This window comes from Bdellovibrio bacteriovorus HD100 (assembly GCF_000196175.1).
Taxonomy (GTDB): Bacteria; Bdellovibrionota; Bdellovibrionia; order Bdellovibrionales; family Bdellovibrionaceae; genus Bdellovibrio; species Bdellovibrio bacteriovorus.
In genome coordinates this window covers 158704-171336 of the sequence record NC_005363.1, presented here as the reverse complement: position 1 = coordinate 171336, position 12633 = coordinate 158704, and the positions used below count along the sequence as shown (strand labels likewise).

The following is a 12633-nucleotide window of genomic DNA, read 5'->3' as shown; positions in this document are numbered from 1 at the left end:
GGATGCTATACGAAGGTCCTATGAGAATCCTTTTCATTACCGCTGTCAGCTTCCTTATCCTTGGTATTTTACTGCTTATGGCCCGTATATGGGGTCTGGGGCAATCCTTCCCGGCCTACGAACACGCCTTCTTTTCTGGCCCCGCTCCGATCGTGATCGTCAAAGCCGACACCCTGGAGAAGGTTCAAGAGACCCTGAAGCTCAAACCCGATGCGGTGATCTGGGCGGATGTGCGCATTTCCCAGGACAAAGTGCCGTTCATTTTGCCAGCCAACCGCGACCGTGAATTCATCGATATGAAGATGGCTGAACAAAAAGCCAATCCGACGGCCAAGATCATGACCGGTGGAAAACTGTCGGAATATCCGTGGGAGCAGATCAACGAGTTCTATAAGACCACTCCGGCACTGAAAGAATACTACGAACAGTTCCCGGAAACGCGCTTTGTCCTGAATGTCGTGGATAACGTGCACGACGTGCATTCCACAGTGGTCAACGCCATTGATGCTTTCAAACCCAACAAACGCACGCTGATTCAAAGCGACGCTTTGATCGTGATGACAACCATCAAAGAGCTGAAACCAGAATGGGTGTACGGCACCAGCCATCCGGATATTATGAGATTGCTCAGCTTTGATTCGTTGTGGATTCTGCCATCGACTCAATTTAAGGGTGATGTGTTCATCGCTCCATTTACATTGATGAAGCGTCCGGCGTTCAACGACGAGATCATCACAGAGATGCGTCGTCGCAACAAAAGAATCTTCCTGGGTCCTATCGAGAATGAAGCTCAGCTTGCTGATGCAACTCGCTATAAGGCAGAAGGCCTTATCACGACGAATTTGCCAGAATTGCTCCGTCTTCTAAACCAAGGTCCTGCTCAATAGGTTGATCCAAAATGCATTTGGGCATATCTTTTTAAGACGTACCTTAACGGAGGTCTAGATATGTCCCCTATTTTTGTCAACGCGGCCCAAGCTGCACCCTCTGTATCAGTGAACACCAGCTCCATTGATGCTATCGCTCAAGCCAGTCCCATTGTTCAGCTGACTTTGTTGATGCTGATTGTGATGTCCGTTTTCTGCTGGGCCATTGGTTACTCCAAATATGTCACGTTCAAAAACATGAAACAGTCCGATGAACTGTTCTTGTCCAAATTCTGGAAGGTAAATTCTTTAGACACGTTGTTTGAAGACATCGACCAATATAAAGACTCTTCTGTCGCCCGCGTGTTTAAAGCCGTGTACCTGGAGATGAAAAAGATCTCTGAATCCCCGCTGCTTTCCAAAACCGAAGGCGATAAACCGATCCTTTCCGGCATCGACAATCTGGAGCGCGTTTTGAACAAAGCCACTGAAAGCGAAATTTCCAAACTGGAATCCCGCCTGACAGTTCTGGCAACAACCGGCTCCACCGGTCCTTTCATCGGTCTTTTCGGTACCGTTTGGGGGATCATGGGTTCCTTCCACAAGATTGGTCAGACCGGAACAGCCAGCTTGGCGGTTGTAGCGCCGGGTATCTCGGAAGCCCTGATTGCCACCGCAATCGGTCTGGCAACAGCGATTCCAGCGGTTGTTTTGTACAACAACTTTATCTCTAAAATTCGCAAACAGGAGATCGTTCTGAATAACTTCGGCGCCGACTTCCTGAACATCGTTAAACGTAACTTCTTCCAAGGAAATTAATCATGGGAATGAGTGGCGGCGGCGGAAAAAGCCGGGCGACATTAAGCGAAATCAACATCACGCCTTTGGTGGACGTGATGCTGGTGTTGCTGATCATGTTCATGGTGACGACTCCTTTGATGCAACAGGGGATTGAAGTGGATCTGCCCAAGACCTCTTCTTCCGGTGTTGAAGTCAATGAAGAGCCTTTTGTACTGGTGATCAATTCAGATCAAAGAATGACCATCGCCAAACAAAAGATCGCCATGAACGAACTGCGCCCGAAACTGAAAGCGATCTTCGAAAATAAAAAGAACAAACAGGTGTACATTCAGGCAGACCGCAAAGTGGACTATGGCTTCGTCGCGGAAGCTATGGCCGAAGTGCGTGCCGCTGGCATCTTTAACATCGGCCTGATCACTCAGCCGAAAGATCAATGACCTGAGCTGTGAATTATTTAGAGGAAAAAGATCAGCAGAATGATGAGCAAGTAACCCGCGGCATAGGGATCTCCTTTGCCCTGCACGCGCTTATTATCTCGATCTTTACTTTGAAGACGGTCTTTTTTGATCCGGAACCGATTGATTTCTCGCAAGCCGTGCGTGTGGATATGGTGGGCCTGCCGGACAAGGTGGAACCCAAGGATCTGGCGCCCCCGGCAAAAGAAAATCCCAAACCGGCCCTTCCTGAAAAAGAAGTCGCCAAGGAACCCGTAAAAGAAAAACCGCCCGAAAAGGCCCCGGAAAAAGTGGTGGAAAAGAAAACCCCACCAAAACCAGAACCTGTGAAACTTCCTCCGGCGAAAGCCAAGGAAGAGGGCATCAATCTGGAAAAAGTGAAATCCCAGCAGCAAAACGCTTTGGACAAACTCAAAGCCATGGCTGCATTGGAAAAAATCAAAGAGGACGTGGCCGAAGATAAGAAAAAAGCCGCGGCCGCTGCCGGAACCGGCAAAGCCGCCACCGGAAGTACGCCGGTAAGAGGAAACGTCCTGTCGCCTGGCACATCTTTGACGGGAATTGCCAAGCTTCAGAACGACAACTACATTTCCGATCTGGATCGTCACATCAAACAAAATTGGACAATCCCGGAATGGCTGGCGAAGCGCGATTACAAAGCGCAGGTGCGTGTGTTCGTGGATTCGCGCGGCAATATTCTGGGCAGAAAAATTGTTAAATCCAGTGGCAATCCCAGCTACGATGAAGAAGTATTAGCAACCATTGACCGTTCGGCACCATTCCCGGCTCCGCCGGAAAAACTGATTGCCGTATTCTCTGTGGACGGAATCCTGATCGGATTCCCGGAATAACTAGGAGGACATCATGATGAAACAGATACTGGCCCTTGCTCTGATTATCGGCCTATTCCCTCTTTTCTCCCATGCCCAAAACAACAATGGCATCTATATCAAGTTGGGCGAAGCACGCACCAAAAAAAGCCTGATGGCGTTCCCGCCTTTGCAATACACAGGCTCCCCTTCAACAGCCTCCCGCAATCAGGGTGTCGGGGTTGAGATCTTTAATACGATCACAAACGATCTGACCGTTTCCTCTTACTTCCAGTTCATCAACCAGAGTGCTTTCCTGGAAGACACCTCCAAAACCGGCTTGATGCCGGCTCCGGGTCTGCCAAACGGATTCAAATTCCAAAGCTGGTCCTCCATCGGCGCTGACTTCCTGATCCGTGCGGGTTACTCGGTTGTCGGCAACGAAGTGACTTTGGAAACCTACACCTACCACGTTCCCCGTGCGGCCTTGGTTCTGGGCAAAAAGTATAAAGGCCCAACCAGCAGTGCCCGTCGTATCGCGCACACTTTCGCCAACGACGTCATGAAAGCCCTGACCGGTGTTGAAGGTCCGTTCCTGTCCCGCGTGGTTGTTTCCAGCGACAAAGGCAGCGGCCAGAGCAAAGAAATCTTCACGATGGACTGGGATGGGGCGAACATGGAACAGGTTTCGAATCATCGCAGTATCTCGATTTCTCCAGCATGGTCTCCGGACGGTAAAAAGATCGCCTACACTTCTTATGTGAAACGTGTGGGTGCAAAGTTCCGCAACGCCGACATGCTGCTGTTGGATCTGACGACCGGGAAAAGATCTTTGATCTCTTACCGCCAGGGTATCAATTCAGGCGCGTCCTTCTCGGCTGACGGAAAACACATTTATCTGACCATTTCCCAGGGTAACAGCCCGGACATCTACAAAATGGGACTGGATGGAACTCTGGTTGGCAAAATCACCAATGGACCTGCCGGAGCATTGAACGTGGAGCCGACAGTATCCCCACAAGGGTTGCTGAGCTTCTCTTCAGACCGTGCGGGCCGCCCGATGATTTACACGGCGGACGCTGCCGGGAACAATGTGAAACGCATCACTTTTGCAGGTGTGTTTAACTCGTCCCCGTCCTGGTCTCCGGATGGCAAGAAAATCGCCTTTGCCGGCCAGAGCGACAACAACTTTGATATCTTTGTGATGAACGCGGACGGCACTGGAATGATCCGTCTGACTTCCGCGAAGAAACCAAACGGTCGCATGGCAAGTAACGAAGACCCTTCATTCTCTCCGGATGGAAGATTCGTGATGTACACGTCCAACCGCACGGGGAAAAATCAGATCTATATTTCCACCGTGGACGGAACTGAAGAGCGTCGTGTGACCAACGACAACAACAATTACTACAAGCCAAAATGGTCCAACAACATTGACTAACTTATCCATCGAGGATCAGTTACGGCAAGAGCGCAGCGAGATCTGGTCTCGCTTTGCTGACGCCGCCAAGACCGACTCTATGGCCCCCGATCAAATCTGCCAGCAATGGAGTGGGGCCGCGGATCTTCTTTTACGCCACGCTTTTGATCACTGCTTTTCCAATCAAAAAATCGCACTTTTCGCCCTGGGCAAGCTGGGGTCTTCAGAACTGAATTTAAGCTCGGATGTGGATGTTCTATTGGTCAGTCAGGAGGACTCTGCCCAAGGCCTTTCGGCTTTGCGCAAGTTTCAAAAGATTCTGACTGAACGAACTGCGGCGGGCTTTGTCTTTCGCGTGGACTTTGACCTGCGCCCCGGCGGCAAACAAGGGCCGCTGATTCCAACCCTGGATCAATTCAAAGATTACTATGGCAACTATGGCGAAACCTGGGAACGTCTGGCCTTTGTTCGTCTGCGCCCGATTGCCGGTGATGAAGATGTGCAGAAGGAAGTGCTGGCGTTTGCGCAGAAGTTTTCTTTCCGCAAACATCTGGATTTTACTTTGCTCGAAGACTTAAAGACCCTGCGCTCTAAAATTCAGGTGCATTACTGGGAACGCTCGCAGGATCAAGTGGTGGATTTAAAGCTGGGCATCGGGGGCATTCGCGATGTCGAGCTTTTCACCCACGCCCTTCAGGTCATTCACGGTGGCCGCGATCTGACATTGCAGGTGCGCGGAACCACGGAGGCTTTATTACTGCTGGAAATGAAAGAGCTTCTGCCACCTGAAGAAGCCAAGTTCCTGCGCCAGCACTATTGGAATCTGCGCCGGCTTGAAAACTATGTTCAGGCGCTGAACGATGAACAGACTCACTTACTGGTACTGAACGAAACGCATCCTGAATTTGTGATGCAGGCCTTGCCGAATCTGAAGTTCGACATGCTTCGCTGTGATTCCATCGTAAAAAGTCTGTTGGGGGAAGCCCCGAAAGAGATTTCGCTGGAAGAAGAACTGAAACGCACCGGCTTGCCGGATCAGGATCTGCAGGAACTTTGGCAGGAAATCCTGGGGCAGGAAGTTCTTTCCCGCAACAAAGGCCGCGATGAGCTTTCACGCAAAGCCTTTTTGGGGGCTTTTCTAGAAACCTTGCAGGAACAAAAAGGCGACATTCGCCGGGGTTTGTTGCTGTTAAAAGATTTCATCGGCAGCACGCGGGCCAAAGCCAGCTTCTTTGCGCTGCTATTGCGCGAAAAAGAACTGCTGCAGGAACTGGCGTGGTTGTTCGGTCATTCGCCGTATCTTTCCCGCATTCTGTGCAACCGCCCTGAACTGCTGGACAGTTTCGTGTACCGCGCTCAGGACAAACACTCGGAAGATCTGGGCACCCTGCTGGAAGAACTGGCTGAAAAGAAGCTTCTTTCTGAGGTCATCAACGGAAGCGAGTATCTTGAAGATAAAAACCTTCAGCAGTTGACCGCGAATCTGACCTCCACTGCGGATTCCGTGGCGACCACGTTGCTGGATGCTCTGAAAAAAGAATATCCCTCGAAGCTGCGCATTCTGGCGTTGGGCAAATGGGGCGGCCGCGAAATGGGTTTCCGCTCAGACCTAGATTTCATCTTTGTCGTGCCGGAGGAACCGGTCGAAATAGACTATAAGCTCGCCAAACGTTTCATCACCCGTCTGACTGAAAGTCATCGTGGTGGAAATATCTATTCCATCGACATGCGCCTGCGCCCGTCCGGAAAAGCCGGGCCCTTGGTTATTGTGCAAAAGGATCTGGAAGACTATCTGCAAACTCAAAGTTCGGCCTGGGAACGTCAGGCTTATTTGAAAGCCCGCTGGATTGGCGAAAGCACTCACAATAATCTGGGCTTTTTGGATCTGGGGCTTTCTTCCGCTGAGCTGGATGAGCTTGAGCGCATCCGCACTCAGTTGCTGGTTGAGGGAGCACATCCCAACTTGAAGTACAGCGAAGGCGGACTTGTGGATGTGGAACTGGCCGCGCAGACCGCAGTTTTAAAGAAGAAATTCAAACCCTCCTCAACAGGAACCGCCGATTTGATCAGCGCTTTAGAGGAGAAATCAGGTGTTTTGCTCAAGAACTATGACCGACTGCGCCAGATTGAGCAGATGCTTCAGCTGGTTGCGTCAGAGTCGCTGACGGAACTGAGCCCAAATCATGAGTCGTTTCATGCGCTTGCCTTGGCGCTTCATCTGCCTCCGCAAGAGCTTCTGAATGAAGTCACAGGCCTGCTTTCGGCTAACGTTGCACTTTTGAAGGAACTTGACCCTCGACGGCTGCCTCACTAATAGTGAAGGGGTTGGACAAAAGTCAGGAGACCCCAATGTCGAAGAATATCGATGTTAAGAAGGTATTTTGGATCTACCTTTTTGCATTCCTATTGGCAGCTTTCAGCTTCCGCGCAGATGCAAAGACCGAATCCAAGGCAAAGGCTACGAAGAAGGGAAAAGACATGATCGCAGTATTTGAGACATCTAAAGGCACTTTCAAAGTAAAACTTTTCGCAGATAAAGCGCCGAAAACAGTAGAAAACATCGTGGGCCTGATCGAAGGCACCAAAGAATGGACTGATCCTAAAACTGGCGAGAAAGTGAAGAAGCCATTCTATGATGGTCTGACTTTCCACCGCGTGATCAAAGATTTCATGATTCAGGGTGGTTGCCCACTTGGAACTGGAACTGGCGGCCCAGGCTTCCGTTTCGAAGATGAGTTCCCAGCTGGCGCTCCGAAACACGACAAACCAGGCATCCTTTCCATGGCGAACGCGGGTCCTAACACCAATGGTTCCCAGTTCTTCGTAACAACTGTTCCAACTCCTTGGTTGGATGGCCGTCACACGGTGTTCGGTGAAGTTGTTGAAGGTATGGACGTGGTTAAATCCATCGAGAACTCCAAAACAGGAGCTATGGATCGCCCGGTTGAACCAATCGTGATCAAACACGTAACGATCCAGAAGTAATTTCGAATTCAAATTTGAATACTAAAAAGCCCGGTGGAAACACCGGGCTTTTTTTATTTGCAGAACTGATCGGCCGCGATCCAGTAGGCCGGGGAACAATAGTCGGTCCACTCATTATTCTTATTGGTGGAGTACGCATAGAACCACGTCAACTTGTCGTCCTGGGATTTGAATTGAATCTTGTCCGGCATTTCTGTCGGCTGCTTGCCGTTGATAGTGTAACACCAGCCATAAGCGCGCAGTTCGGTGTCGGACACAACTTCAATGCTGTCCAGACCGATCGGGCTGTTGATGATGGAATTGATGCCTTCCGCAGATCCCACGTACGGGATCTTATTCGCATCAAAGATTTCAAGGCTCAGAGCGCCCACTGATTTAGTCAAGTCCGCCTGATAGGTTCCCTCATGCACAGGAGAGTTCTTGCAGGCGCCAAAGATTCTCCAGGACACCGCCTTGGACTGGGATGCTGCCAGCACCACCAAAAGTGGCAACAACGGCTTAAGAGTTTTCACGACGAACCTCTTCCATGTCGATTTCTTTGGCCTTCACCACGATCTGCTCAAAGATCTCTTCCGGCAAGGCGCCTGGCTGGCTGAAGATAATGTCGCTTTCTTTGATGATCATCAAAGTCGGGATGGATTTGATCTGGAACTTGTCCGCCAACTCCACCTCCGCTTCGGTGTCGATCTTTCCGAAAATCACGTCGGGGTGTTTTGCAGCCACAGACTCAAAGATCGGGGCAAAACGACGGCAAGGTGCACACCATGTGGCCCAGAAATCCAGAATGATCATGTTGTTGCTTTCAACGATCTCTTGAATGTTGTTCTTGGTGATTTCTACGACAGCCATGGGGCCTCCTGTTTTGTGGCGCTAGGCTTATCCCAAATCCCAGAATGAGACAATCACAAGATTTAGACACCCCAGTGCCCGTTTGCGGCCTCGTCGCGGTATGAGACAAGTCCCGTGCCATTTAATCGCTTTTGAGGGGCCCAAAGCTTGCTTCTATACATTCAGAGACTGAGGTGAAGCTATGAAATGGTTCTCTAAGATTCTGACTGCCATTGCCGCTGTTAACATGATCCTGGCCCCTGTGGCCCAGGCTGCAGCCAATTGGACTGAAAAAGAGAAGGCTCAACTTGCCCAGTACCGCGATTTCCTGGAGCCCATGGGTTACACCCTTTATGTCGACAAGGAATCCAAGAAAGCCCAAGTCTTTGATAAAACAACCAAAAAGCTGGCGATGGAAATCCCGTTCGGGGAAGAAAAACAACTTCGCAAGTTCTCGCCAAAATCCATCAACAAGATGATGCTGGATGAAATGGTGCGCATTAAAAACGCCTCCAAAGCATCCCTGTCCCACACTGTAAGAAACCTGCCGACGGAATCTGCCATGTTCTTCGTCGCGATGGGTGCGGTTGTGGCCGGCCAGCTGATCACGAACTATTCGCAAAATCCTGTGGCAATGCAACAGCATATCCAGCACCAGCTTTCACCGATGGGAGTGTTTGGCTTCTTCACTTTCATGTATTCCCAAGGTCTGACTTCCAACCTGCTATCCACTTACATCAAAAATCCGAAGTTCCACCACATGATCCCGTATCTGGGCATGACCGTGGGCGCTTTCCTGCAAACTTATCTTTCCTCCATCGCTTCGGATCCGAACGTGAAGGCGTGTGCGAAAGTCATGATGGGCGGCAAAGTTTCCCAGAAGGACACCGCTGCGGGCGTTGAGGAAGATCCGTGTGGTAAAGCTTACGAATATCTGGTCATTCAAAAGAAAATCTGGGAGTACGCTCCGGGGATCGCATCCATGCTGATTTCTTCTGGCGCGGCGGCTTTGGGTCAGGCCCTGCTGACGAAAGTGGTTTTGCGTGTGACTGGTGTTGATATCGCTGTCTGGCTGACACCGGGCACGATGCAAGTAAAAGGTCTGCGCCTTTTGATTGTTAAAGGCCTTCAGATCTCCGCATTCGTGGCTTTGGACATGTGGTTCAACCGTCATGTGACCTTTGCCTGGAAAAACATCTTTGACGGAGCTGACTTCCACGACATGAACCGCGACATGGTGAACCATGTGAACACTTTGAAAACCGCGAAGTGGAATGGTTCTACCGACAACTTGAAACATGAAATGAAGCACTTCCATCAGAAGATGATGGACTGGCGCATGATCAACATGTCTGAGGTCTACGAAGCTCACCACAACTGGTCTGAAGCTTTGAAAAGCCTGACGAGCATGTTTAACAGCAGCTATTCCTTCTATAACGATTTTGTGAATGAAATCCGCAACGCAAGATTCAACGAATCCCAGATTCAGCCACTGCTGCGCACGGCTCCGCTGAATGGCGTGACTCCGCTGGATATGGCTGAAGGCCGCGAGGACCTTTACCTGACTCACCCGCAGTTTATCGAAGGCATGCAGCTGGACACCGTGGCTGAAGCGGCGATCAAGGCCGAAGCTTTGATGAAATCCGACAAGACCAAATATCTTTACCCGGCGGAAAAGAAAGCCATCAATGGCATCATCGCCAAGCTTTCCACCGGTGACCGCGACCAGATCGGCAAAGGGTTGCTGGAGCTGAACAACAACATGCGCATTGCTGCTCAGAATGTTTCCAGCTCTCAAAACTATTTCCGTGTGATGAACGAGATCCGCAGCTACATGGGCTCTCCGGATCCTTCTCTGGAAGTGGGTCGTGGTTTCGGCCAGGCTTACGAAAAAGCGCCGAGCACTGCGGAAGCATTGGCTGGTACAAGCTACTACCGTCAGGTGGGTCTGTTTAAAACTCCGAAGATCACCGACTTCCTGGTCATGCAGATGATCTGCGGTCCGGATGTGGAAGCCAATGGCAAAGTTGTGAAGACTCCAAAAATTGCCGGTGCTCACACGGGCTTCCCGTCTGTGTTCCTGCCACCGACTTTGGCAAATCAGAATGATGAATTTGATCCGTGCTTTGGCATCAAAGCCGATGCTCCGGTTGAAAGAATCTACAACTGGCCGGTGCGCGCAGCCAGCGGCAAGAACTATAAAGGTTTTGTTGAATACCTTGTTCACGAAGCCCGTGACAATGCGGTTGGCTCTAAAGAAGAGTCCGCATTCCCGGCTTGGTGGACAGCTAAAACAGAATCCCAGATGCAAAAGGCCTTTGGTGAATTCTCCAAGAGCTATGACGAGATCGTCGTGAAGATGGTTCGCAAAATGTACAACAACGAAAGAAGCAGCTTCAACCGTGGCCCGATGGCCAACGGGATCATCAATGCTGTCTTCCAGGAAGAGCGTGTGTACCTGGCTTTGCTGCAGGAAATGCTTCAGCCTTCTGCGAAGTTTGATCTGAAATTTGAAAATCTTCTTAAGAACGCTCCGACCCACGCGGCATTGAAGGCTGTTGAAGGCGAGTTCTTTGCTCTGAACAATTTGCTGAAGAAAATCGAAGTGAAAAATATTGAAGGCCGCGAAGTGATTCAGTCGCCTTTGGAAAACTACCAGCTGGAAGAGCAAGTGACCAAGATTCAAACGGCTCTGGCGGGCGTTTCCACCCTGTTGGGTGTGGGTGACGCGACTGAGGGTGCGGTGGTGACCTTGAACAAACAACAACGTGATATCGCGGTTCAGGCGCTGGAACAGCTTCAATCTCTGGCGCAGGAAGTGATGATGTACGGCTCCATGGCAAATGCTGTGAGCTGGGACAAGATCCGCAATATCAAACGTCTCAATGCGGAACAAGGTCAGTTCCAAAATGAGATTCAGGCCAAGATCGCTCAGATGAGAGGCATGGCAATGCCGGGCAAGAACTAATTGGTACGGCCTTTGATATATAGAGTGTTGAAACGATTAAACTAAGCAAGGCGCTTCTGGGATTGGAGAGTCCCAAAAATTGGAGTGCCCTGTTTAAAAAATTAACAAGTACTAAGGAGAGAGAGTATGAAAAAAGCATTTGTTTTCGGTATGGCCGCCCTGGTGACTACTATGTCCCTGTCTTTGACAGTCCACGCAGCCCCTGGTGCAAAACCAGCGCGTGAAGCTTTGGTGGAATACACCAAGCAGGTTAAAGCCGCCGCTTTCGGTAAAGGCATGACCTCTAAAGGTTTGGATGCCCAGAAACTGAAAGTCGCTCAGGACAACATCATCAATGAACTGGCACTTCCTTCTGGTAAGAACAATGCTCTTTCCATGGCTCTGAAAGCAGATCCAACCAAGTCCGCACAACGTCTGGACAGCCTGGCTACTATCGTTGCAGCCAAAAAGATGGCGGCTGAGATCAGTAAAAAGGACGCTAACGAAGGTCAATCCATCGATGCGGCAGCAACGGCTTCTGCGAAACTGATGGCAAACTCCTCTTTGACAGGCGCACGCAAAACAGCCAAAGACCTGAACGCCGCGGAGTTGACTGAAACCACAGCAGCGTTGTCCAAACTGGAAACTCTGCCAGAGGCCATCCTGACCAGATTCTCCAAGGCAGAGCGTGACTCTTACACTCAAATCATCGAGCGCCACGACCAGATCGTTGAATCCGGCAAACGCGGCACATCTGAAGAAGCTTTCGTGGATGCGATCATGGAAGTTAAAGGCGTTGATAAAGCCAAAGCAATGGAAGTTGTGAAGAAACTTAAAGAGTGCGTATAAGAATAAAAGAAATCTCTACTCCGAAAAGCCGGCTCAGCAATGAGACCGGCTTTTTTAATTTTTACTGGCAGTTGTTAAATTCTTTGAAGTAGCGCTGACAGATGGAGTACTGCGAATTGCAGTCGTTGACGTCTGTAGACTGATAAGTTGCCATCGGGCATTCACGCATGGCCGTCTTAGTAACCACAGCCTGGAACGAACCTTCCGCATAAACAGTGCTTCCACTGACCAAACGGTAGTTCACGTTGTTCGTGCCCACTTCAAGCAGGGGCTTCTGAAACAGAGTTGAAATCCAAAGATTGAAAGCATCAGCACTGGCTCCACGAGCTCCCTGATAGTCTTCTGTTTTTGAACGATTGGAACCATCTTGATGAAAAGCCGTCAGCTCCACCTTAGTAACACGCGCATCGCGTGGTCCCACGAAATGATCGTAGGCGGCGGGCTTCATAACGATGTCACGACAGGAATACAGCGCCGTTCCGTTGCCGTTAAAGCCGCCACAGAGCACACGAACTTGACCTTGAATTGGAGTGACAGTGAGGGAATTCCCTTTTTCGAAACCGATGTGCTGGGCGTGAGCCAAAGAACACAACGCCGTGATGAAGATAACAAGTTTTAACATGAAAGGCCCCCTCTGCCTTGGATGTGCGGCTAGAGTAGGGCCTCTAAAATT

At 50.2% G+C, this 12633-nt stretch carries 12 protein-coding genes; 9 read left to right on the top strand and 3 right to left on the bottom strand.

The features are described from left to right. Window positions 1-20 precede the first annotated feature (20 nt). Genes BD_RS00850 through BD_RS00820 form a run of 7 tightly spaced genes read left to right on the top strand, consistent with a single transcriptional unit; the run spans window position 21 to window position 7336 of the window. A complete protein-coding gene (locus BD_RS00850) occupies window positions 21-887 on the top strand; it encodes a type 1 periplasmic-binding domain-containing protein (RefSeq protein ID WP_231839231.1) in 867 nt (288 codons plus the stop codon). 60 nt (window positions 888-947) lie between these two features. Beyond that, complete coding sequence (tolQ, locus tag BD_RS00845) at window positions 948-1685, top strand: protein TolQ (RefSeq protein ID WP_011162790.1); 738 nt, start codon at window positions 948-950, stop codon at window positions 1683-1685. 2 nt (window positions 1686-1687) lie between these two features. Further along, window positions 1688-2104 (top strand): ExbD/TolR family protein, encoded by a 417-nt coding sequence (locus BD_RS00840; RefSeq protein ID WP_011162789.1) that lies wholly within the window; start codon window positions 1688-1690, stop codon window positions 2102-2104. Window positions 2105-2112: 8 nt separating this feature from the next. Further along, the gene (locus tag BD_RS00835) at window positions 2113-2973 is read left to right on the top strand and encodes a TonB family protein (RefSeq protein WP_011162788.1); all 861 of its coding nucleotides are present in this window, start codon (window positions 2113-2115) and stop codon (window positions 2971-2973) included. A 13-nt stretch (window positions 2974-2986) separates the two neighbouring features. Further along, window positions 2987-4372, top strand: coding sequence for a protein TolB (locus BD_RS00830; protein ID WP_011162787.1), 1386 nt, complete (start codon window positions 2987-2989; stop codon window positions 4370-4372). Continuing rightward, the gene (locus tag BD_RS00825) at window positions 4365-6665 is read left to right on the top strand and encodes a [protein-PII] uridylyltransferase family protein (RefSeq protein ID WP_011162786.1); all 2301 of its coding nucleotides are present in this window, start codon (window positions 4365-4367) and stop codon (window positions 6663-6665) included. Before BD_RS00830 ends, BD_RS00825 begins: the two co-directional genes overlap by 8 nt. Window positions 6666-6700: 35 nt before the next feature. Then, complete coding sequence (locus BD_RS00820; RefSeq protein ID WP_011162785.1) at window positions 6701-7336, top strand: peptidylprolyl isomerase; 636 nt, start codon at window positions 6701-6703, stop codon at window positions 7334-7336. 53 nt (window positions 7337-7389) lie between these two features. On the opposite strand, the gene BD_RS00815 is transcribed toward BD_RS00820, so the two are convergent. Both BD_RS00815 and BD_RS00810 read right to left on the bottom strand, forming a co-directional pair. After that, window positions 7390-7848: a DUF4430 domain-containing protein gene (locus BD_RS00815; protein WP_041583428.1), complete on the bottom strand. Its 459-nt coding sequence runs from the start codon at window positions 7846-7848 to the stop codon at window positions 7390-7392. Beyond that, the gene (locus BD_RS00810) at window positions 7835-8185 is read right to left on the bottom strand and encodes a thioredoxin family protein (protein ID WP_011162783.1); all 351 of its coding nucleotides are present in this window, start codon (window positions 8183-8185) and stop codon (window positions 7835-7837) included. Before BD_RS00810 ends, BD_RS00815 begins: the two co-directional genes overlap by 14 nt. A gap of 181 nt (window positions 8186-8366) precedes the next feature. Here BD_RS00810 and BD_RS00805 point away from each other — a divergent pair, with 181 nt between their 5' ends. Together BD_RS00805 and BD_RS00800 are read left to right on the top strand one after the other, a co-directional pair. Next, a complete protein-coding gene (locus tag BD_RS00805) occupies window positions 8367-11132 on the top strand; it encodes a hypothetical protein (protein WP_011162782.1) in 2766 nt (921 codons plus the stop codon). Between the two features lie 126 nt (window positions 11133-11258). Next, a complete protein-coding gene (locus BD_RS00800; RefSeq protein WP_011162781.1) occupies window positions 11259-11960 on the top strand; it encodes a hypothetical protein in 702 nt (233 codons plus the stop codon). A 61-nt stretch (window positions 11961-12021) separates the two neighbouring features. On the opposite strand, the gene BD_RS00795 is transcribed toward BD_RS00800, so the two are convergent. Beyond that, the gene (locus BD_RS00795; RefSeq protein WP_011162780.1) at window positions 12022-12582 is read right to left on the bottom strand and encodes a hypothetical protein; all 561 of its coding nucleotides are present in this window, start codon (window positions 12580-12582) and stop codon (window positions 12022-12024) included. Between the last annotated feature and the right edge of the window lie 51 nt (window positions 12583-12633).

Excerpts from the sequence above, each read along its gene's own strand:
- BD_RS00850 (WP_231839231.1), top strand. The coding sequence starts at position 21 with ATGAGAATCCTTTTCATTACCGCTGTCAGCTTCCTTATCCTTGGTATT.
- tolQ (WP_011162790.1), top strand. The coding sequence starts at position 948 with ATGTCCCCTATTTTTGTCAACGCGGCCCAAGCTGCACCCTCTGTATCA.
- BD_RS00840 (WP_011162789.1), top strand. The coding sequence starts at position 1,688 with ATGGGAATGAGTGGCGGCGGCGGAAAAAGCCGGGCGACATTAAGCGAA.
- BD_RS00830 (WP_011162787.1), top strand. The coding sequence starts at position 2,987 with ATGATGAAACAGATACTGGCCCTTGCTCTGATTATCGGCCTATTCCCT.
- BD_RS00820 (WP_011162785.1), top strand. The coding sequence starts at position 6,701 with ATGTCGAAGAATATCGATGTTAAGAAGGTATTTTGGATCTACCTTTTT.
- BD_RS00810 (WP_011162783.1), bottom strand. The coding sequence starts at position 8,185 with ATGGCTGTCGTAGAAATCACCAAGAACAACATTCAAGAGATCGTTGAA.
- BD_RS00805 (WP_011162782.1), top strand. The coding sequence starts at position 8,367 with ATGAAATGGTTCTCTAAGATTCTGACTGCCATTGCCGCTGTTAACATG.
- BD_RS00800 (WP_011162781.1), top strand. The coding sequence starts at position 11,259 with ATGAAAAAAGCATTTGTTTTCGGTATGGCCGCCCTGGTGACTACTATG.
- BD_RS00795 (WP_011162780.1), bottom strand. The coding sequence starts at position 12,582 with ATGTTAAAACTTGTTATCTTCATCACGGCGTTGTGTTCTTTGGCTCAC.